Origin of the sequence: Nostoc spongiaeforme FACHB-130 (assembly GCF_014698475.1) — a bacterium.
Classification (GTDB): domain Bacteria; phylum Cyanobacteriota; class Cyanobacteriia; order Cyanobacteriales; family Nostocaceae; genus Nostoc_B; species Nostoc_B spongiaeforme.
Genome location: NZ_JACJTB010000025.1, coordinates 38,605 through 57,917, shown reverse-complemented (window position 1 = coordinate 57,917; position 19,313 = coordinate 38,605). Strand labels below are relative to the sequence as shown.

Annotated in this window: 23 protein-coding genes and 1 tRNA gene; 11 read left to right on the top strand and 13 right to left on the bottom strand. The window is 40.8% G+C overall.

The genetic code is table 11. The features are described from left to right. Window positions 1-204: 204 nt before the first annotated feature. Window positions 205-1,326: a hypothetical protein gene (locus H6G74_RS18350; RefSeq protein WP_190969036.1), complete on the top strand. Its 1,122-nt coding sequence runs from the start codon at window positions 205-207 to the stop codon at window positions 1,324-1,326. A 267-nt stretch (window positions 1,327-1,593) separates the two neighbouring features. Here H6G74_RS18350 and recR read toward each other — a convergent pair whose 3' ends face one another. Beyond that, window positions 1,594-2,214 carry a recombination mediator RecR gene (gene recR / locus H6G74_RS18345; RefSeq protein WP_062294354.1) on the bottom strand — a complete coding sequence of 207 codons (621 nt, stop codon included), beginning with the start codon at window positions 2,212-2,214 and terminating at the stop codon, window positions 1,594-1,596. 46 nt (window positions 2,215-2,260) lie between these two features. Here recR and H6G74_RS31565 point away from each other — a divergent pair, with 46 nt between their 5' ends. After that, window positions 2,261-2,389: a hypothetical protein gene (locus H6G74_RS31565; protein WP_277927164.1), complete on the top strand. Its 129-nt coding sequence runs from the start codon at window positions 2,261-2,263 to the stop codon at window positions 2,387-2,389. Here H6G74_RS31565 and H6G74_RS18340 read toward each other — a convergent pair. Continuing rightward, entirely contained in the window at window positions 2,376-2,714 is a 339-nt protein-coding gene (locus H6G74_RS18340; RefSeq protein ID WP_190591708.1) for an ArsR/SmtB family transcription factor, read from the bottom strand. The genes H6G74_RS31565 and H6G74_RS18340 overlap by 14 nt on opposite strands. 80 nt (window positions 2,715-2,794) lie before the next feature. Between H6G74_RS18340 and trxA the strand changes: the two genes are divergently transcribed. From trxA to H6G74_RS18320, 4 genes are all read left to right on the top strand, one after another. Next, entirely contained in the window at window positions 2,795-3,127 is a 333-nt protein-coding gene (trxA, locus tag H6G74_RS18335; RefSeq protein WP_190969035.1) for a thioredoxin, read from the top strand. Between the two features lie 144 nt (window positions 3,128-3,271). After that, window positions 3,272-4,063: an SDR family NAD(P)-dependent oxidoreductase gene (locus tag H6G74_RS18330; RefSeq protein ID WP_190969034.1), complete on the top strand. Its 792-nt coding sequence runs from the start codon at window positions 3,272-3,274 to the stop codon at window positions 4,061-4,063. 334 nt (window positions 4,064-4,397) lie between these two features. After that, window positions 4,398-5,063, top strand: a complete 666-nt coding sequence (locus H6G74_RS18325; RefSeq protein ID WP_190969033.1) for a nitroreductase family protein — start codon at window positions 4,398-4,400, stop codon at window positions 5,061-5,063. A 98-nt stretch (window positions 5,064-5,161) separates the two neighbouring features. Next, window positions 5,162-5,860, top strand: coding sequence for a glutathione binding-like protein (locus H6G74_RS18320; RefSeq protein WP_190969032.1), 699 nt, complete (start codon window positions 5,162-5,164; stop codon window positions 5,858-5,860). A gap of 171 nt (window positions 5,861-6,031) precedes the next feature. Here the strand turns inward: H6G74_RS18320 and H6G74_RS18315 are convergent, their stop codons facing one another. The 3 genes from H6G74_RS18315 to H6G74_RS18305 form a co-directional block, all read right to left on the bottom strand. Continuing rightward, window positions 6,032-6,844 carry an inositol monophosphatase family protein gene (locus tag H6G74_RS18315; protein WP_190969031.1) on the bottom strand — a complete coding sequence of 271 codons (813 nt, stop codon included), beginning with the start codon at window positions 6,842-6,844 and terminating at the stop codon, window positions 6,032-6,034. 104 nt (window positions 6,845-6,948) lie between these two features. Then, on the bottom strand, window positions 6,949-7,512 hold the full coding sequence (locus H6G74_RS18310) for a thermonuclease family protein (RefSeq protein WP_190969030.1): 564 nt from the start codon (window positions 7,510-7,512) through the stop codon (window positions 6,949-6,951). A 219-nt stretch (window positions 7,513-7,731) separates the two neighbouring features. After that, entirely contained in the window at window positions 7,732-8,100 is a 369-nt protein-coding gene (locus tag H6G74_RS18305; RefSeq protein ID WP_190969029.1) for a 2Fe-2S iron-sulfur cluster-binding protein, read from the bottom strand. Window positions 8,101-8,196: 96 nt separating this feature from the next. On the opposite strand from H6G74_RS18305, the gene H6G74_RS18300 reads away from it, so the two are divergent. Then, window positions 8,197-8,283, top strand: a tRNA-Ser gene (locus H6G74_RS18300). 189 nt (window positions 8,284-8,472) lie between these two features. Here the strand turns inward: H6G74_RS18300 and H6G74_RS18295 are convergent. Beyond that, entirely contained in the window at window positions 8,473-8,853 is a 381-nt protein-coding gene (locus H6G74_RS18295; RefSeq protein ID WP_190969028.1) for a hypothetical protein, read from the bottom strand. Window positions 8,854-8,979: 126 nt separating this feature from the next. On the opposite strand from H6G74_RS18295, the gene H6G74_RS18290 reads away from it, so the two are divergent. Next, window positions 8,980-9,180 carry a hypothetical protein gene (locus tag H6G74_RS18290; RefSeq protein ID WP_190969065.1) on the top strand — a complete coding sequence of 67 codons (201 nt, stop codon included), beginning with the start codon at window positions 8,980-8,982 and terminating at the stop codon, window positions 9,178-9,180. A gap of 25 nt (window positions 9,181-9,205) precedes the next feature. Here H6G74_RS18290 and cobM read toward each other — a convergent pair whose 3' ends face one another. Both cobM and lgt read right to left on the bottom strand, forming a co-directional pair. Beyond that, entirely contained in the window at window positions 9,206-9,982 is a 777-nt protein-coding gene (gene cobM, locus H6G74_RS18285) for a precorrin-4 C(11)-methyltransferase (RefSeq protein WP_190969027.1), read from the bottom strand. 304 nt (window positions 9,983-10,286) lie between these two features. Next, window positions 10,287-11,168 carry a prolipoprotein diacylglyceryl transferase gene (gene lgt / locus H6G74_RS18280; protein ID WP_190969026.1) on the bottom strand — a complete coding sequence of 294 codons (882 nt, stop codon included), beginning with the start codon at window positions 11,166-11,168 and terminating at the stop codon, window positions 10,287-10,289. Window positions 11,169-11,444: 276 nt separating this feature from the next. Between lgt and H6G74_RS18275 the strand changes: the two genes are divergently transcribed. Beyond that, window positions 11,445-11,774: a low molecular weight protein tyrosine phosphatase family protein gene (locus tag H6G74_RS18275; RefSeq protein WP_190969025.1), complete on the top strand. Its 330-nt coding sequence runs from the start codon at window positions 11,445-11,447 to the stop codon at window positions 11,772-11,774. A gap of 162 nt (window positions 11,775-11,936) precedes the next feature. On the opposite strand, the gene H6G74_RS18270 is transcribed toward H6G74_RS18275, so the two are convergent. Beyond that, window positions 11,937-12,380: a hypothetical protein gene (locus H6G74_RS18270; RefSeq protein WP_190969024.1), complete on the bottom strand. Its 444-nt coding sequence runs from the start codon at window positions 12,378-12,380 to the stop codon at window positions 11,937-11,939. Between the two features lie 686 nt (window positions 12,381-13,066). Here H6G74_RS18270 and H6G74_RS18265 point away from each other — a divergent pair. Beyond that, entirely contained in the window at window positions 13,067-14,794 is a 1,728-nt protein-coding gene (locus H6G74_RS18265; RefSeq protein ID WP_190969062.1) for a hypothetical protein, read from the top strand. Between the two features lie 87 nt (window positions 14,795-14,881). On the opposite strand, the gene H6G74_RS18260 is transcribed toward H6G74_RS18265, so the two are convergent. Both H6G74_RS18260 and H6G74_RS18255 read right to left on the bottom strand, forming a co-directional pair. After that, entirely contained in the window at window positions 14,882-15,646 is a 765-nt protein-coding gene (locus H6G74_RS18260) for an SDR family NAD(P)-dependent oxidoreductase (RefSeq protein WP_190969023.1), read from the bottom strand. A 189-nt stretch (window positions 15,647-15,835) separates the two neighbouring features. Further along, a complete protein-coding gene (locus H6G74_RS18255) occupies window positions 15,836-16,987 on the bottom strand; it encodes a histidine decarboxylase (RefSeq protein WP_190969022.1) in 1,152 nt (383 codons plus the stop codon). Window positions 16,988-17,618: 631 nt separating this feature from the next. On the opposite strand from H6G74_RS18255, the gene H6G74_RS18250 reads away from it, so the two are divergent. Further along, window positions 17,619-17,891: a Crp/Fnr family transcriptional regulator gene (locus H6G74_RS18250; RefSeq protein WP_190969021.1), complete on the top strand. Its 273-nt coding sequence runs from the start codon at window positions 17,619-17,621 to the stop codon at window positions 17,889-17,891. A gap of 39 nt (window positions 17,892-17,930) precedes the next feature. Here the strand turns inward: H6G74_RS18250 and H6G74_RS18245 are convergent, their stop codons facing one another. Together H6G74_RS18245 and H6G74_RS18240 are read right to left on the bottom strand one after the other, a co-directional pair. Beyond that, window positions 17,931-18,194, bottom strand: coding sequence for a hypothetical protein (locus H6G74_RS18245; RefSeq protein WP_190969020.1), 264 nt, complete (start codon window positions 18,192-18,194; stop codon window positions 17,931-17,933). Window positions 18,195-18,451: 257 nt separating this feature from the next. Then, entirely contained in the window at window positions 18,452-19,171 is a 720-nt protein-coding gene (locus tag H6G74_RS18240; RefSeq protein WP_190969019.1) for a rhomboid family intramembrane serine protease, read from the bottom strand. Window positions 19,172-19,313 lie beyond the last annotated feature (142 nt).

Sequence of the window (19,313 nt, the reverse complement as noted above, 5' to 3'; positions counted from 1 at the left end):
ATTTTGTGAAATTTGGATAAAGATTAAGGAACAAAGTATCACTATCCCTGCGTCTCTGCCTATGTCTGCTTTTGATGACAGACCTTTAAAAAATTCCGAATCTATATAATTCGGACACTGAGTATTTTGTTGTCATTAATTACTAAAATATTGGTTCTTAATGCCTTAAATATTCACAAAGAGGGCATTTTATTTAGGAAAAATATGCGAAAAAATCAACATATTGCCAATCAAGCGAGAATTTTGACTGCCTTAGTTTTGACTAGTATTTTGTCTGTTGGTAGTGGGCTAACGTTGATTAAAAGTGCCACAGCAAATCCAGCTAGTTTTTCGCCAACAACTACAAATGAAGTTTACGCAAATAAAAATCAATCTAATAACTTACCCACATTAGTTACTAATGCAGTTTTTCAAGATATAGTGAGCAGAAATGGCGGATCTAGGAGAGAACTGCAAGTTATTAACTATAGTCGTAAGACTTGGCGTAATGGTTGTTTGGAGCTACCACAACCGAATGAACTTTGTACTCAAGCATTAGTTCCTGGTTGGTTGGTTGTGGTATCGAATGGTAAGCAGAAATGGACTTATCACACTAATAATAATGGGCGTTCGTTGCGTTTAGCTTCAGCAACTAATTCGTCACAGAAACAATTGCCGAAAAAAGTGCGGGATGGAGTTTTACAAGAAGCGCAAACAGTTTCAGGATTATCAGTGCGATCGCTATCTATCCTCAATTTTACCGCCAAAAATTGGGCAGATGGTTGCGATCGCTCCACCCCTCCTTATCCTTGTGACCCCATATCAGTTAATGGTTGGCAAGTAACCGTAGGCGCAGCAAATCAGCGTTGGGTGTTTTTATCAGATAACGATGGTTCGCGCGTCAAGCTGGCTTCAAGTGAAAACCAAACTAACACAGCTCAATCAATTCCCATTCCCGCCAATGAATTACCTCCACCATTAGATCAAGGTGTAGTCTTCCGCCAAATTTCTAGCGGTGGTTTTGCTGGGAGAATTTACCAAACAGTATTACTCAATGATGGTCGCGTGATTCGGGTGCGTATTGGTGATGCGAATGATTCTGAACGCAGTGTCAAGCAAACTTCGCGCCGACAACTGCGACAATTTCAACAATTACTCAAACGCACCCGCAAGGAATTTAACAACCGCAGTTATCCCGCGCCCAGGGGTGCAGCCGATTTTATTACCTACACTCTTACCAGCAGACAGGGTACTGTGCAGTATAACGATATTTCTCAAAGCAACTTGCCTCAAGATTTACAGCAAGTCATTAAAGCTTGGAATCAACTTTTGGCTGATAGTCAATAGTTCAGGATTTATGCACAAAGATTGTCTGTTAAGAGTGGGTGTAGGGGTATAGGGCTTCGCCGTGAGCGTCAGCCGAACGGTATACACATATCTTGCACCTAGCCTCGACGAATGGAATTCGCGGCTATAAAAACGAAGTCCGCCTACGCGGACTAATGTAAAGTCAAGGGTTTTGAACCCGCGCAGGCGGGTTTTGTTCGTGTAGCCGCGACTTCAGTCGCTTGGTGCAAGATGTAACTATAGGGGTTTTGAATCAGTACACCCATCTCAATCTAACTCCCGCCGTCCTTCTAAGGCTCTGGCTAAGGTTACTTCGTCGGCGTATTCTAAATCTCCGCCTACAGGTAAGCCAAAGGCAATGCGTGTCACTTTTGTAAAAGGTTTGAGTAGTTGACCTATATATAGTGTGGTGGTTTCCCCTTCTACGCTGGGACTAATTGCTAAAATCACTTCCTGGGGTTTTTGCTGACTCACCCGCCGCACTAAGGGTTGGAGATTTAATTGTTCTGGGCCAATTCCATCCATCGGCGAAATTACTCCACCCAAAACATGATATTTACCTTTGTATTCGCGGGTTTTTTCCAGTGCAATTACATCACGGGAATCAGCAACAACGCAGATAGTTTGATTGTCGCGGTTAGGGTTGCGGCAGATTTCACAAACTGGTTCCGCAGATAAATGGAAGCAGACTGAACATAAACCTACTTGCTTTTTGGCATCAACCAAAGCCTGCGCCAGAGCTTCTACTTCTGCTTCTGGGCGCTTTAAAATGTGCAGAGCTAGTCGCTGGGCTGATTTGGGGCCAACTCCTGGTAGGCGTTGCAACTGCTCAATTAACCGTGCTAGGGGACGTGCGTAAACCGTAGTCTTATCTCCAGAATTGCTCAACCTTAACTATGATGACATAGGGTGAAAGGGAGTAGGGAATGGGGAGTTGGGAGTAGGGGGGAGTGTGGGGAGTGTGGGGAGTGTGGGGAGTGTGGGAAGTGTGGGGAGTGTGGGGAGTGTGGGGAGTGGAGGGAGTGGGGGAAATGACCAAGGACAAATGACTATTGACTCTTGACCATTGATTTTTGACACAATAATGGTTGAGCCGATCGCAATACTGCTTCTAATAAACCAGGAAATAACAATTCTAAATCTTCGCGCCGCAACTGATTAATGTGCTGGGTTCCTTCTTTATGAGTCAAAACTACTCCTGACTCTCTCAGAATTTTGAAGTGGTTGGACATGGTAGACTTGGCGATCGCAAAATCAAAATCTGCACAGCATTGCTCCCCTTTACTCGCTAATAATCTCACAATCTCTAGCCGCACTGGGTCGCCCAAAGCATACAACACCGCCGGTAACGATATATCTTTTCTGTCTGGATGATATAAAAATCTCATACTTGTATTATCTCTTAAACTAGCGTATATTTTAATTATTCGATAAAATCGAATAAACGAATTAAAACAGGAAGGCAACTATGTCATCCGTTACAAATGTCACAGAAGCCACGTTCAAGCCAGAAGTTTTAGAAAGTGAAGTTCCAGTTTTGGTAGATTTTTGGGCTCCTTGGTGTGGCCCTTGTCGGATGGTTGCGCCAGTAGTCGATGAAGTTGCCAGCGAATACGAAGGAAAGGTAAAAGTAGTAAAGGTGAACACCGATCAAAATCCTACTGTTGCCAGTCATTACGGAATTCGCACCATACCCACACTCATGATTTTTAAGGATGGGCGGCAAGTAGATACGGTGGTTGGTGCAGTGCCGAAATCTACATTAACTAAGACTTTAGCACAGCATATTCCACAGGAATAAGAGGCAGGAGTGTGGTGATGTAGGGGTGTAAGGGTGAGAGTGTAGGGGTGTGTGGGTGTAGGGGTAAAATTCTAACTCAGCACTCACACTTCAACTACGATCAGTGTACGGTACTCAGCACTTCACCTGTAGAGGGGAAGCAATATGGATTTGAAATTAGATAATAAGTCGGCGTTGGTTAGTGGTTCTACCACAGGTATTGGTTTTGCGATCGCCCAAACTTTAGCACAAGAAGGCGCAGCAGTGATTGTCAATGGCCGCAGTGAACAACGAGTCACCCAGGCGATTGACAAGATTAAGCAAACCAATCCTGATGCGAAAGTTACAGGTATTGTTGCCGATTTAGCAACACCAGCCGGAGTTGAGCAAGTTTTTGCCCAATTTCCGCAAGTTGATATCCTGATTAATAATCTGGGAATTTACGAACCGAAAACATTTTTCGAGATTACTGATGAAGATTGGCTGCATATATTGGAAGTAAACGTACTTAGCGGAGTGCGTTTAAGTCGCAAATATCTGCAAAAAATGTTGGCACAAAACTGGGGAAGAGTGATTTTCATCTCCAGTGAGTCTGGTGTTCAAATCCCTGTAGAAATGATTCACTATGGGGTGACGAAAACGGCTCAAATTTCTCTCGCCAGGGGTTTAGCAGAACTGACCGTTGGTACAGCCGTGACAGTAAATTCTGTGCTACCAGGGCCTACACGTTCAGAAGGCGTTGAGGAATTTATCACCCAAATGGGAAAAGAACGGGGTATTAGCGCCAGTGAAGTCGAGGCGGAATTTTTTCAAAAAGTACGTCCCAGTTCTCTTATCCAACGCTTTGCAACGAACGAAGAAGTCGCCACACTTGTAGCTTACCTTTCCAGTCCTCTTGCGTCGGCAACGAATGGTGCGGCTGTGCGAGTTGATGGTGGTGTAATTCGGTCAATTTAGTGCTGAGTACTGCGAAACATCAGGCGATTGGAAATCGCGGTTCATCTTGCACACAAACAAAGTCCCGCTTGGCGCACCACGCGGACTATCTAAAAACTTGATCAGGCGGGTTTGGTTTGTATAGCTTCAGTCTGAAGTCTGAGGGCTAAGTGCTATTTCAGTTTGATTATTTACCAATGTTCTAAGTATCTAGACTGCCATAAATTTACTGCTGCTTTCTTCTGTCGATAGATATTTACGCCCAATAGACAAATATTTATCAATAGTTAAATCTGCCAGTCAGCAGGTAGCCAAATATATAATGCCTGTAACCTATCTTTCAGGGGAAAATCTCATGAATCCAATCACTCAAACAAAAGCTTTAGATGTACCTACCGCTATTCTTCAGCGTCGTTCGATCAAAACTTTTAAAACAGACCCCATTGCACCAGAATTACTCAAGCAACTGGTAGAGTTAACTGTAGCCGCCCCCAGCAGCTTTAATATTCAAGACTGGCGAATTATTTTGGTGCAAGATGAAGCGCAAAAAGCAGCCTTAGCCGCAGCATCTTGGAATCAAAAGCAAGTTATTGAAGCACCTGTAACTTTCGTATTTGCGGCTGATGTTACGGCTGGTGAACAAGATTTGACTCCGATATTAGAACAAGGATTACAAACAGGTGCTTGGAATGAAGGTACAGTCAACTATTTTAGAAATTCTATTCCGCAATTCCAAGCTGGTTTAGGAGATAAGCGCCGGGAATACGCCATCAAAGATGCGATTATTGCTTCTACTCATTTAGTATTAGCCGCCGAAAGCTTGGGGTTGTCCACCTGCTTTATGAATGGCTGGATTGAAGAGAAAGTGAAAGAAGTAATTGGTGCAGCAGATGATCCAAATTTAGCGATCGCTGTTATCGTTCCTGTAGGTTATGCCGCAGAACCTCGCTTAAATCCCGGCCGCTTACCATTTTCTTACAACGTGTTCGTAGATAGAGTTGGTAATCCATATCAAGGTTAGAAAAAGTATGAAGTGTGAAGTATGAATTATGAAATTTCAGACTTCATACTTCACACTTCATAATTCATTTGACTCAAATTCCCAGGAGAATCAAATTTATGATTGAACTTTACTATTGGACAACGCCCAACGGTCATAAAATCACGATGTTTCTGGAAGAAGCGGAATTACCCTACAAAATTGTGCCTATAAATATTGGTGCTGGGGAGCAGTTTCAACCAGACTTTCTCAAGATTTCTCCTAACAATCGTATCCCGGCGATTATTGACCATGAACCAGCAGATGGTGGTGCGCCAGTCTCAGTCTTTGAATCTGGGGCAATTTTGCTGTATCTAGCAGAAAAAACCGGGAAATTAATTCCTGCTGATTTCAGAAAACGAGTAGAAGTGCTGCAATGGTTGTTTTGGCAAATGGCAGGTTTGGGGCCAATGGCGGGACAGAATCACCACTTTAGCAGCTATGCTCCCGAAAAAATTGAATATGCAATTAACCGTTATGTCAACGAAACGGGACGCTTATATGCTGTGCTGAATAAGCAACTAGCAGATAAAGAATTCATTGCTGGCGATTATTCTATTGCAGATATCGCTGCTTATCCTTGGATTGTGCCTTATGAACGGCAAAGTCAAAAACTAGAAGATTTCCCCAATATCCAACGCTGGTTTGAAACTATTAAAGCTCGTCCCGCCACAATTCGCGCCTACGAGAAAGCCGAAGCTTTCAAAAATCAAGCATTAGATGTGGAAAAATCCCGCAATTTATTGTTTAACCAATCAGCAAAAACCGTGACACATTAAATTATTGAGTGGTGTATGGGTTTAGGGGTGTAAGGAAAAATCCGCACTCTTAACCCTTTACTGGCCTTAGCTTATATTGGGGATAATTTTCCCTACACATGGAATATTCCAATTCTGCTTGGTAATAAAAAGCCCCTCTCGCAGTCAAAAATATTGATATATTTTCGTTAATTATTTCCAAGAAGATAAAGGTGGAACTTGTGTTAATTCATGGCTGAGAATTTCATGAATGTAACCGTTAGTGGCGAGAATGCGTCCTGAATTGATTTGTAAAGGACTACCATCATAAGCTGTGACTTTACCGCCCGCTTCTTGTAATAAAATGATGCCAGCAACTATATCCCAAGGTGAGAGTCCTCGTTCCCAATAACCATCGACACGACCACAGGCGACATAAGCTAAATCAATGGATGCTGAACCGCTACGTCTAACTCCTTGGGTGAGGTGAGTCAAGTGACAAAATTCGGCATAATTATTATCTGGAGTTTCGCGGCGATCGTAAGCAAAGCCAGTGACTAACAAGCTTTTACGTAATTCATTGGTTTGGGAAACCTTGATGGGGCGGCGGTTACGAGTTGCACCTAAACCAACCGCCGCCTGAAATAATTCATTATGCAGTGGGTCATAAATTACGCCTACTTGCGGCGTACCATTAATTAATAACCCAATAGAAACGGCAAAAAAAGGATATTGGTGGGCATAGTTTGTCGTACCATCTAAGGGATCGATCGCCCATAAAAATTCATTATCTTGATTGCCAATCTTACCTGATTCTTCTGCCAAAATAGAATGCTGCGGCAAATGACGCTGGAGAACTTCTAACACCACTGCTTCGGAGGCTTTATCCGCAGCTGTGACCAAATCACCGGGGCGACCTTTTTCAGTTACAGCATCTTCTAATTTGCCTAAATAACCTTGTAAAACTGCACCTGCTGTTAAAGCCGCCTCGGTAGCAATATCGAGAAAAATTTGTAGTTGAGTCATGGGTGAGTTAATTGTCAATAGTCAAGAGTCAATAGTCCCACACTCAGCACTCACGACTCAACACTGAATCATACATTCAAAGGCGCGATCGCTGATCCCTCAATTCATCGATTCAAAAACCGGAACTCAGCCGGAGTTTGGCGCATAGGATTTTTTGGGTTCCAAATTCCTTCTCCCATAATTCTTGCCCATTGTTGGGCGCGTTCTAGACGTTGGTCATATTTGTGATTAGGCGATCGCCCCACAAACAGCGCATATCCTTGTTTGACTATTTGTTCATTTAATAACTGGTTATCTTTCCAGACATAAGCTAATGTCCGCCCCAGTTTATCTTTATTTTCAATATCAAACTCTAGCTTGATTGATTGTTCTACACCACCAATTAACTTTTCTAAGCTTTGTCTCGCTTCATCACCCCAAGGATTTTGCCGCAAATCTGGCGCATCAAGGCCAATTAAGCGCACTGGCGAAGCAAAATTAGGTTGTTCACCCATACCCAACACCTCTAAACTTTGCCCACTCACTACACGCGCCACTTTCACCAATATTTGATTGTCCGTAGGCTGATTTTTGGCTTGACAACTTACCAATAGTAATAAGCAAGCTAATATCGCTATTTTTCGCGTCCAAAATCTAAAACGCCCTGAAATCATAGTAGAGATTCGCATTGTGACTCCTTTGCACCCTTTGGGAAGACGAGGGAGTTGGGGAGATAGGGAGACAAGGGAGAGGAGTAGACAAGGGAGAAGAAATATAGTTTCCACCTTGTCCACCTTGTCCCCCTTGTCCACCTTGTCCCCCTTGTCCCCTTATCCCTCTTGTCCCCTTATCCCTCTTGTCCCCTTATCCCTCTTGTCCCCTTATCCCCTTATCCCCTTGTCCCAATATTAATCTTCGTCTAACGGTAAACCCGCTTTTACTCTACCTTTAGCAAAGTAACGCCCAAATTGGAGTTCATAGACTTCATCTTCGTCTTGTGTTTCTACTTCCAAGTCGGAACGGGCGTAACTCACACACAGCAAGGCGTAACCTTGTCGCCGTAACTCTAACGACAAGCCAACCGCTTCTGGTTGGTCAATTTCTCCCGACAAAACCCTGACAGCGCAAGCTGTACAAGCCCCATTACGGCAAGAAAAAGGCAATTCCACGCCTTGTTGTTCGGCAGAGTGTAGGATGTAGCGGTCATCTGGAACTTGAAGAGTGTATTCTTTACCAGTGGCGCGATCGCGGATTTTAATTTTGTATGTACGGGACATCTTGATTTTGAATTTGGCTTTTCTCTACTCTAAAATGTCTTGCTAGATATTTGCATTTTCTATAAGTTTATATTACAATAAAAAATTGTGACACCTGGAGAGGTGGCCGAGTGGTTGAAGGCGCAGCACTGGAAATGCTGTTTGGGGGCAACTTCAACGAGGGTTCGAATCCCTCCCTCTCCGTTTTTACAGGGCTTTTAGCCTTGATAGAATTTGAGGAAACAAATGAGGAAATTGCTTCGAGCTTTTCTCCACTTTTGTTTATTACTCTAAGATTAATTGGAGTAATACTCACATTCATCAGAAACACATACAGATAAAAGAAAAGCACACCATTTTCAGGAGTGCTTGAGAAAGAATTAAGCTGCTTGTTTATTGCAGCCCTAGCAAATCAATGACTTCTGACAGATGATTTCTGACTTTCCATAGATTAAGTAATCTTTCCTGGTCATATCTCTGGGGATATTCCATCTTTCTACCCTCCATTGTGATTTTGATGAGTGCTTTCTGTTCAACCGTCAACTCACTCATCTCATCTAAAGCAATGCCGATATTCTCAAAACTAGCAAAACTCGGACGCTTTAACCCTCTCCCTTCCTCTAACTGGTTTAATGCAAGTGTGGGGAATGCTAACAGGGTAGTTAAGTAAGGGTCTTTATAACCTGGATTTCCAGTTGGTTTTAACCCGTATCTTTGACACAAAACCTTTAATTGTGGAATCGTCAACAGTCCTAATTCTGACCTTGTGAACATAAAATAGATATGCCTCTTTCTAAAAGTGGTATTGCTGGGTACGTAAGCCTGAGAAACTTGTTACCCAGTAATTACTTATTATTCAATGTGCATACCAATTAGTCTAGACTTATTAAGTTATATAAAGTGTCTAAAGATAATCGCGGTAATCCAGATATCAAAAATCATGGTTTTAAGACAGACAGGGAAGAACCATTAACTGAACGTCTAAATCTCCGTATCACCAAAAGTATGAAAGAGGAATTATCACAACAAGATGACCCTCCAGAGTTCTGTCGTGAAGCGATACAAGAGAAACTAGACAAACAAAAAAAATCAGATACTTAAACTTTGTGCATAAGTCCTGACAGAGTTAAGCACGGAATAAATGATGATATTCAGGATTGTACAAGTGCGATCGCCCGTCTGTGGCTTTTAGCGCCGGACTAATTACATAAAGTGTGGTGCGAATCAGATTTTCTGTTTTAGTGCATTCCGCCATTTGGTTAAGGGGAACCACACGAATTTTTTCATCAGGCCAACCTAGTCGAAAGCAAATAGCCACAGGTGTATCGCTGGGGTAATGTTCGAGTAATTTGGCTTGGGCATTTTCGACGTGACGCGCACTTAAATATAGGCATAAACTAGCTTGATGGGTAGCGAGGCTGGCTAACTCTTCTTTGGTGGGGACTTCCGTACGTCCACTAATGCGCGTCAGGATGATAGTTTGAACTAAACCGGGGACTGTTAACTCTACCTTGAGTTTGGCGGCTGCGGCTTGAAAGGCGCTAATTCCTGGGACGACTTCAAAGGGGATATCAGCCTCAGCCAGCATTTGCATTTGTTCGTGAATAGCACTGTAAAGACTGGGGTCGCCAGAGTGGAGACGGACAAGAGATTTTTGCTGCGATCGCACCCGTTCCACCATCAGCGATACAATTTCTTCTAAAGTCTTATCCGCAGTTGGAATAATTTCCGCATCTGGGCGACACAAATTTAATATTTGTTCCGGGACTAAAGCATCAGCAAATAAAATTACATCTGCCCTAGAAAGGAGTTTTTGCGCCTTAACCGTTAATAAATCTGGGTCTCCCGTCCCTGCCCCCACAATATAAACTGCTGGTTTGATTAAATTTAGTTGAGTTTCCATACAAAAAACTTCAATTACTTTTCCGTATTTACCCGTAATAAAAATCTTTTTTCAAAAATTTCTTGGCATTTTCTCAGTATCCTTCCGGATTAACCCTCTAGCTATAGAAGAATGGAATGGTAGATGCACCCTGGTTAAGCCCTAGAGTCAAATCTGGGGCATTTTTTATTTTTGGTTATTAATCATTGGCATTGCATAATTGCGGGATGAATTTTCTCACGCCGAGTCGCCGAGACGCAGAGAGGATAAGGAGTTTTAAATTGAGTCATCCCCCTTGTCTCCCTTGTCTCCCCTAAACCCTCTCCTAATCACTCGAAGCAACCACATCCGGTAACGGGCGTTTCCGAAAATATAGCCAAGCCAAACCTGCTAAACCTGCGATAATACCTGTTAAACTCACAATTTGGGCAATTCTCAGATTTCCTAGCAATAAACTATCTGTGCGTAAGCCTTCAATCCAAAAACGACCAGTGCTGTAGGCTGTTAAGTAAACCATAATTAACGTGCCTACTTTCAGCTTGATCTTGCCAGAGACACTGCGGAAAAATAAATTTAACAGCAAGGCAAACACCATTAAATCCCACAGTGATTCATACAAAAAAGTGGGATGGAAGTATTCAAAACTTTGATATTCTAAAGGACGACCAAGACAGAGGTTTTTAGCTGGATCAAATCTGCATGGAATGTAAAGTTTCCAAGGTAGATTAGTAGGACGACCAAAAGCTTCAGAATTAAAGAAATTACCCCATCTTCCGATTGCTTGTCCTAAAACTAGAGAAGGTGCAACCAAGTCTGCTAATTGCCAAAAAGAAACCCGCTTGAGTTTGGCAAAAATTAAAGCTGCTATCGTCCCACCGATAATTGCACCGTGAATGGCAATACCACCTTCCCAAATAGCGATGATTTTTTCGGGATGCTTGGCATATTCCGCCCATTCAAACAAAACATAATATAGTCGTGCGGCGGGAATTGCCCCCAGCACCAGCCAAATTGACAAATCACTCAGCAATTCTGGATTCACATTACGGCGTTTTGCCAAGTACTGAGAAAGGCTGACACCAATTAACACCGCCGTAGCAATCAACAAGCCATACCAACGGATAGTTAATGGGCCGATTTTCACCAAAATCGGGCCTGGAGAAGTAAATTGAAATGCCAACGGCAAAGAAGAGATATCCAGTACCATGCAAAACTACCTAGAGAATTACAGTGTTTAGCTTGAGCAGCTGACAACCCTATCACTGGGAGGGTATTTCTGTCTATCAACCATTAGAGCAGGTTTTGTTTGTAGAGGCTCACATTCATCAAATATTCTGCTTCATTCAGTTCCGTAGCGACTGTCTTAAAAGTCTAGCGATCGTTATGTAGCAGTTCTGAATGAATTACAAACAATCTACTCCCTATTCCTTGCCTCAAGCAGTACTTGAGAAATCAAAAGATTGCTATATGATAGTATTGATTGATGAAAAAGCTATTATTTATCTGTAGCCAAAATAGATTGCGGAGTCCTACGGCTGAGGTAGTGTTTGCAGAATATGAAGGACTAGAAACTGACTCAGCAGGATTAGATCATTATGCAGAAGTTCCAGTTTCCACAGAAGCAATTGAATGGGCTGATATTATTTTTGTGATGGAACAGTCTCATAAACGCAAGTTGACCAAAAACTTTCAACCTTTTCTTAAAAATAAGAAAATCATCTGTTTAGATATACCAGATGATTTTGAATATATGGAACCAGCCTTAATTGAGCTTTTAAAGAAAAAGGTAATTCCCCTTTTAGGAGCTTATTAAATCAAGAGGTGCAAGGGCAAATAACCGAACAAGTCAAAAGTAAAAAGTTAAAAGGCAAAAGAAAGAAGCATAATAATCATCACAAGCCTATCCAAGTTTGCTCAAGTCGTAGAAATTGCCCACACACTGGTTCCTAAACTTATTTATGGAACGAAATAAATATTACTTACCAGAGCAGTAGCTATTAATGTCATTCACTATTGCACCTTCTTCACTACCACTCTTTTTTAAAGATGCTAGTGAAGCATTTGCGGCTTTGAGATTTTTTTTATCCACAGCAGCAGCCGTATCACGTAAACCTTTGCTGGTATCCTGATATAACTTGATAAATCGCCCCTGAAAGCCTTGTAATTTTTCATCTTTAATTTCTAAGGCTTTCATTTCATTAGCAAAACTATCAATTTTACCTGCAACTTCTGTTAATGCTTTAGAACCTTTTTCTCGTTGCGGATTTTTGCTAAATTCTTGACTTAAGGTTACTGCTTGATTGGCAACTTTGATAATTTTATTGCATTGAGCAACTTTGCTTTCGCCGCAACCTGTAAATGTAACTGCGATCGCTGCTGTAGTAGAAAGTATAATAATTCTTTTAACAATACTTTGCATTTTTTTGGGTCTCCTACAGATATCTTAATTTCAGACAAGGGGCAGATAAAGCAAATTAGATACAGCAAACATACTTCTGAAAGCTATAAGTTTTAAATTAATGATTTAACTTTTGTGTCTAACTTACTTCTCGCCCTGCTAATTTATACTGCATGTTTCGGAAGATGCGTATTAAAGGTTACTAATTTAACAAAACTTAAAATTATATCTCTAGATTGAGCAAAATCACAGGCGATCGCTTGACTATACAAGCCTTGTAACTAGTCATTTTGTCAACACTAATGACTAAATTTTCAGATAGTTTTGAATGAGTTTTGGCTTGGTAAACCAAATGTGATGCAAATCTTAATTAATTGAGATAATTTGTTGTATCAAGAAATACTTTGTTATAAAAACTGTACAGTGACAAATTAAATGGCGTTAATTTATCTGGTTTTTCGTTTTTTCAGCAAACTCTAAATAATTGTGTCCACCTACTTATTCGGTTAATCAGTTATGATTCGGTACATCTGTGCAGAAAGATAAAACTCTTTTTCCTCCTCTACCCCAGCCCTGCACCATGCCCCTTTGCAGTCTTTATGATCAGCCTTTCACCGAACAAGTTACATCCAGGTTTAGCCTTTATCATCTGCTTGCTATGTCTGGGCGCTACCCAGCCTAAATCTGAGCCGCAATGGACACCGCAGATGGAAGCTGAGTTTAAAGAACGTTCTCAACAAACGATTGCTAAATTTGCTGGTCAAAAATACGGTTCGACTGCCTTTGAGAATGAAAAAAGGTCTTATCCAAAGGCGATGATAGACTTTTTAGCAGGTAATCGAGAAAAGGCGATCGCTTTTTTACAATCTGAAGACGCTGATCCGCAGCTTCATCAACATACCTTGGGTATTGATTTTTACTCTAGCTTTACTCTCAAAGGTCAAGTCCGTAAATACTTCTACTTTGGCAAATATCTTGACCCAAGTTATCGTCAGCGTATGAAAAAAGCAATGGCAATTTTGACCAAACAAGACCCATTGACACGCAAGTTCAGCACGCCGCGCAAATTTTGGTTGAAATCATCTGATAACTGCAATACTTGGGTAGACTGCCGCAACACTGATAATTTAAAAGGAATGCGGAATGTAGCAGTTTATTTATTTGCTCAAGAAACAGGTAACGAAGCCACACGCAAAATTTATAAAGAACGTATTCGGCGCGATATCCGCACTCTTTACCAAATTGGTCAAGGCGAATGGGACTCAGAAAACTACCTGGGACATACCATTACTGGCTATATCAACCTCTATGATTTCGCTCAAGATCCAGAAGCCAAATCTCTGGCTAAGTCTGCACTTGATTGGTTTTTTGCATCCGGCGCACTGAAATATTGGCGGGGTGGTTTTGGTGGCCCCTCAAAGCGTGACAACAGTGGTGGTAACTGCGTTTGGTGTGCCTTAGCAACTCATGAATTAGGACTATATTTTGGTGATTCTCCCATCTTAGATCCCAACCCATCCCCAGACGAAGTACACCTCATTACCAGCACTTACCGTCCCCCACCAGCAATTGTGGCCTTAGCAAAAAAGCAATTTCCCAAACCAGTGGAACTACTTAATTCCAAACCTACTTACGAAAACTGGAAACTGGGAAATGATACTGCACCACAGTTTTATGAAACTCTTTATTTTGGTCAGACATTTCAATTAGGAACATTAGCCCAAGGTTCTGGCGGCGACTGGAACGGTTTTAAAATGATGGCGTTTAATTCCAAACGTGGGGTAGATTATTTTATTGCTTCCACAGGAACAGACCCGACAAAAATCTCTACTGCTTCCGTTGGCGGTGAAAACATCGCTCAATATCGTAATTTGGTAATTTGGCTCAATCATCAACCCAAAGCACCATTTCAATTCTTTTTACCTAAATCTGCCTTGGTAGAAACTAGCAAGGGCATAACTTTTATTAATTACGAAAAAACATGGCTGGCATTAACGCCAATTAATTTAGTTGTGGAAGGAATTAATGCAACAGCAACTCAAAAAATTCAAAAACAATATCCTGATGACCAAATTTTGACTGCAACAGGTAATGGCAAAAAATTCACAGGCTTTGCCCTCGAAGTTGGTGAACTAGAAACCCACGGTAGTTGGGAGAAATTTCAACAGTCGGTTATTTCTCAATCTTGCTTAAATCTACAGCAGATAGATCAGGGGAAAGTGGAATATCAAGGTGTTGTTGGCAAGGTAAAACTGCAATATCAAGGTGTAAATTTACCCAAAGTTTGGCGTAATGGCAAACAACATAATTGGCAACAACATTTTGCTGTTTATCAAAGTGCTGATGGTGTTAAAAGTCCAATTTATCAAGGATGGAAATCAGGTAAATTAACAGTTAACGCCGAGGGATATGAGTTGCAAAATCAAAGCAGGTGAGTGATAAGACAAACTCTTCTTCCCTCTGCTCCCTGCTCCCTGCCCCCTGCGGTCTTTATGATAAGTCCTTTAGCAGATACGATATGACTACTGCACCGTATAACCCCCATCTATCACCAGGGATGTTGCTGTAATATATGAGGCTTTATCAGAAGCAAGAAATAAAATAGCTTGAGCTACTTCTTCTGGTTGTCCTACCCTCTGTACAGGAATTGTCGCCGCGAGTTGATTAATTGCTTCTTCTTTTGTTACACCTTGCCAATCAGCAAATTGTTGTACCTGTAATGTATTAATTACACCTGGACAAACACAATTAACTCGAATATTTTCCGTTGCTAAATCACGCGCCAGACTGCGGGTTAGTTGTACAACTGCACCTTTGGTAGTGTTATACAATGCGAAATTGGGAAAGGCAATCAAAGCCGCTATGGATGCAACGTTGACAATTGCACCACCACCACGCTGACGTATATGGGGGATGGCATATTTAGCACAAAAAGCATAGCCTTTAACATTGATTCCTAAGACTTTATCCCAATCAAAGTTGGAAGCTTTTTCCAAAGAACCAATTGCTAAAATTCCCGCATTTGCAACTAAAATATCTATGCTTTGCCATTGATTCACAACACTTGCAATCCAATTCTGCACCTGACTTTCATCGCTCACATCGCAGGTGTGAAAAGTGGCTTCTCCACCATTATTTTTGATTTCTTCCAGCAGTGATAAACCACCAGTAGTATCAATATCTGCGATCGCTACTTTAGCACCCTCAGCAGCAAACAGTTTAGCCGTGGCTCGACCAATACCAGAACTACCCCCAGTCACTAAAGCAACTTTATTGGCTAATTCCATAAATTATTAATCCTTATTGGTATAAGGGTGTAGGTGTTCAAAATCCCCACACCCATTCTTAATGATCAGTTTTTCAGCAAGCCTTAATTAAGAAAGTAAGCTCATCGTCATTTAAATTGCATCATGTTAATGCTAATAAAAGCTGCAAATCCCTGCTATCCTGCGGCCTCAATGTGCTTTCTTAAATGTTTAACAGCTTACTGGTTGTAGGTGTAAATATTCCGATTCTGGGAATAATCCTTCTTGGAATACAAGCTCATTCACGAAGGTATCAATTTTGTGGCGGTCTATATTTTGCATGACTATCAGATGTGCCAAATTATCCATAGTTGCCAATTGCCATTTTTTAATTAACGGTTGGCTAGGCTTTTGAAACACAACAGTATTCGAGAATTTATTTAGCATACAGGGATATTCTCGCAATTGAAGTTGCTGGAATAAATATTGGGCATTTTGAATACATATTTTTGCTTCTTTGGCGAATCCTTCATAACCTCTGGTTTTGAGCGCATACCAAATAATTAGAGGAGTGTGACCGTTACGAGAACCAAGAATAGTGGTATCTTTAGAACCGATATATTCAATCATAGTTTCTACTTTTTCTACCCACTTTTTCTTGGTTAAGACTACACCACAAGGTAGGGGTGAACCAATGAATTTACCAGAAATAGCGATACTATCTATTGGTCTTTGAAAATTAATTTGGGGTGCATTTTCTAAAAAGGGTAAAATCATCCCCGAAAGTGCTGCATCACAATGAATGTAGTAATCTTTAATTTGATTTTGCTTGAGAATTTCTAAAACTTTATCTAGGTCATCAATCGCACCTTTAACGGTAGTGCCAATATTCAAGTTAATAATTACTGGGCGCTGGGAGTTTTGCTGAATTGTTTGGGATAAATGTTGATAATTTATCTCGCCGTTAATTTGGGAATTAATGACTTGATGCTGCATCCCAAAAAGTCTAGCAGCTTTGGCGATGGAGTAATGAGAATCTTGAGATGAATAGAGAATACCATCGGGATAAATTTCCCTGGCTAATAGCATTCCATATAAATTACCCTCTGTTCCACCAGCAGTTACATAGCCCCAAGACTCATTTTCAGGAATTTTATATAGTTGAGCAAAAAATGATAAAACTTCTTGTTCAAATTTGCGAGAATGCAGACCAAAATCTGGCTCTACATAAGGGTCACCAGCATTATTTAATAAAAAATTAAAGAATTTTGTTAGATAAGTAAAATCACAACTTAAATTATATGGATAACCTGCATGAAATTGCGATCGCTGTTCTATTTGCTGCCAAAAAAGTGCTAACTCTTTGCTCACAGTATCTAACATATTTCTCGATTGTTTATATTTTTAGTTCACGCAAGTTTTACACTGAATCTCAAGTATTGATTCAATATTTTTAGCTTTTCTTAATAACTATATTATGACAATTAAAGATTCTATGAAGCAGTGATTACACGTAGGAGATTTAAAGAAAATATTTGGATTAAGCAAGTTTTACTTCATATATATAGCTGCATTATGTTTTGATAGCAAAAATAGAAGTTTCGCTCAGGCATAATATCAAGATTTAACTGCATTTTTATAAGAAGTTTTACTGAATTATTCAACTATGCCTGCGGAAGATTCAGCATAATTACAGACAAATTTCAGTTAATACTTAAAAGTAAATACGAAGTTAATAAATATACTTTATTTACGGAATACAGAAAAATTACGGACAGTTTTTGCCAAGTTCTGGGTGATTAGCGATCGCGCCTAGTTAAATATATGGAAAAGACTTTGAGTCTGAGAGATGATTTATGAAGTGAACTTTAAATTATCTTGGACTGACGCGACTAGGATTTTGCATTGAAGCTTGGATGAAACCGCAGATAAAATCTCGTTTATTGGACTGCTGAATCATGGCGTTGCTGATTAGTGTTTGACTTCACCCCCAGATCCTCTTCTACAAGACGCTATGCTATCAACCTTTGCCCGTCATTTACGCAGATTAACCTTTTTAGTTGATACCCTATCGTTTCAGGAAGTCCCAGAACGATTGCTGAATTATTTCATCAAGTTAAGTGATCGCAATGGTAAAACTGATGTCGTGGAACTCGATTTACCAAAAGCCCAATTGGCTGCACTTTTAGGTACAATTCCCGAAACTCTCTCCCGTGCTTTTTATAAACTTTCTCAAGCAGGAATGATTGAAATGAACGGGACAAAAATTCGCTTACATCGGAATTAGCTTTAACCCCGACTCAACAGCCGGGGTTGTGGTTTTAGGTTATGCAATTAAAATTTGACGAATTAATATACTCATCACTTCTCCAGGGTTGGCTGTGGGTAGTAATGGACTCCAGTCACCAACACTTGCATAACCAATTGCTTGCAAACGGTAAATTGAGCTAGTCACCGCTTTGGGGGAACCAATCAACAAATGTTTAACTGGTTCTCTGGTAGAAAATACAGCAGATTGCCTGAGTGTGGGAATCTCAAAACTTTCGCTGGGTAAATACTGTTGAGTAAAATTTTGTACTTGTGTAATCATGGTAATTGAATCCTGTTGTGGGTTTCAAGAAAAGCGATCGCCTCCGGCAAGAGTCTGCGATCGCTTTTCTCATGCTTTTATATTAAAGTATAATTTTATACAAGTCAACTACTAATTTAAAAATATTTGCAATTAAAAAATCCCCGACTTTTTATAAAAGTCGGGGATTTTTTAGTTAACTATTTGTAGCAAGCGATCGCATAATTTTTTTAACTAGACACAGAGAGATTAGCTAAAATCAAAGATCCAAACTTGTTTTAGCTGTACCATGATTCTTCAGGGGATTTGTCGCTAAACAAACCCAAAACTGGGCCGAGAACAGCCCCAAAGATAAACCCGCCAGCGTGCGCCCAGTAAGCAATACCGCCGCTTTCCATCCCAATATTAGTAGGTGCTTCTAAACTAGCAAGTCCGTAGAAAGATTGTTGGAGAAACCAAAATCCTAAAAAGAAATAGGCGGGAACTCGGAAAGTTGGGAAGAAAATACCTAAAGGTACAACACCAAGAATTTCGGCTTTGGGGAACCGGAGAATATATGCGCCCATAACTCCGGCGATCGCACCACTAGCCCCCAAAGACGGAATGTTAGAATCTTGGGAGAAATACCACTGAGTCAAAGAAGCTAGAACACCGCAAGCTAAATAAAACAATAAATATTTGGCATGGCCTAATTTATCTTCAACGTTGTTACCAAATATCCACAGAAACAACATATTTCCAGCCAAGTGCAGTAAGCCACCATGCAAAAATTGTGAGGTGATTAAAGTTGCCCACTCTGGTACTGGTTGATGCAAAGACACCCCAGCAAAGCTTAAACTCAGTTCACGGGGAACTACAGCTGCTAGGTGGAAAAAGCTATCTAATGCTTGGGGTGGAAGACTACTTTCATAGATAAATGCCAGAACATTAGCAGCAATTAAGCCATAAGTTACATAAGGGGTAATTTGTGTAGGATTATTATCTTTAAGGGGAACCACGGGCGTTTTTCCTAATTTTTGAGAACCTAGCTCCAAATTACCGAATATTGCTGGTTATTTCTTCTACCTCTTGGCTGGGATATTAATTAAGACTGATGCACAAAGGTTATTTGTTAAGAATGGATGTCAGGGTTTTGAATAC

Excerpts from the sequence above, each read along its gene's own strand:
- H6G74_RS18350 (WP_190969036.1), top strand. The coding sequence starts at position 205 with ATGCGAAAAAATCAACATATTGCCAATCAAGCGAGAATTTTGACTGCC.
- H6G74_RS18340 (WP_190591708.1), bottom strand. The coding sequence starts at position 2,714 with ATGAGATTTTTATATCATCCAGACAGAAAAGATATATCGTTACCGGCG.
- trxA (WP_190969035.1), top strand. The coding sequence starts at position 2,795 with ATGTCATCCGTTACAAATGTCACAGAAGCCACGTTCAAGCCAGAAGTT.
- H6G74_RS18330 (WP_190969034.1), top strand. The coding sequence starts at position 3,272 with ATGGATTTGAAATTAGATAATAAGTCGGCGTTGGTTAGTGGTTCTACC.
- H6G74_RS18325 (WP_190969033.1), top strand. The coding sequence starts at position 4,398 with ATGAATCCAATCACTCAAACAAAAGCTTTAGATGTACCTACCGCTATT.
- H6G74_RS18320 (WP_190969032.1), top strand. The coding sequence starts at position 5,162 with ATGATTGAACTTTACTATTGGACAACGCCCAACGGTCATAAAATCACG.
- H6G74_RS18315 (WP_190969031.1), bottom strand. The coding sequence starts at position 6,844 with ATGACTCAACTACAAATTTTTCTCGATATTGCTACCGAGGCGGCTTTA.
- H6G74_RS18310 (WP_190969030.1), bottom strand. The coding sequence starts at position 7,512 with ATGCGAATCTCTACTATGATTTCAGGGCGTTTTAGATTTTGGACGCGA.
- H6G74_RS18305 (WP_190969029.1), bottom strand. The coding sequence starts at position 8,100 with ATGTCCCGTACATACAAAATTAAAATCCGCGATCGCGCCACTGGTAAA.
- H6G74_RS18295 (WP_190969028.1), bottom strand. The coding sequence starts at position 8,853 with ATGTTCACAAGGTCAGAATTAGGACTGTTGACGATTCCACAATTAAAG.
- cobM (WP_190969027.1), bottom strand. The coding sequence starts at position 9,982 with ATGGAAACTCAACTAAATTTAATCAAACCAGCAGTTTATATTGTGGGG.
- lgt (WP_190969026.1), bottom strand. The coding sequence starts at position 11,168 with ATGGTACTGGATATCTCTTCTTTGCCGTTGGCATTTCAATTTACTTCT.
- H6G74_RS18275 (WP_190969025.1), top strand. The coding sequence starts at position 11,445 with ATGAAAAAGCTATTATTTATCTGTAGCCAAAATAGATTGCGGAGTCCT.
- H6G74_RS18270 (WP_190969024.1), bottom strand. The coding sequence starts at position 12,380 with ATGCAAAGTATTGTTAAAAGAATTATTATACTTTCTACTACAGCAGCG.
- H6G74_RS18265 (WP_190969062.1), top strand. The coding sequence starts at position 13,067 with ATGGAAGCTGAGTTTAAAGAACGTTCTCAACAAACGATTGCTAAATTT.
- H6G74_RS18260 (WP_190969023.1), bottom strand. The coding sequence starts at position 15,646 with ATGGAATTAGCCAATAAAGTTGCTTTAGTGACTGGGGGTAGTTCTGGT.
- H6G74_RS18255 (WP_190969022.1), bottom strand. The coding sequence starts at position 16,987 with ATGTTAGATACTGTGAGCAAAGAGTTAGCACTTTTTTGGCAGCAAATA.
- H6G74_RS18250 (WP_190969021.1), top strand. The coding sequence starts at position 17,619 with ATGCTATCAACCTTTGCCCGTCATTTACGCAGATTAACCTTTTTAGTT.
- H6G74_RS18245 (WP_190969020.1), bottom strand. The coding sequence starts at position 18,194 with ATGATTACACAAGTACAAAATTTTACTCAACAGTATTTACCCAGCGAA.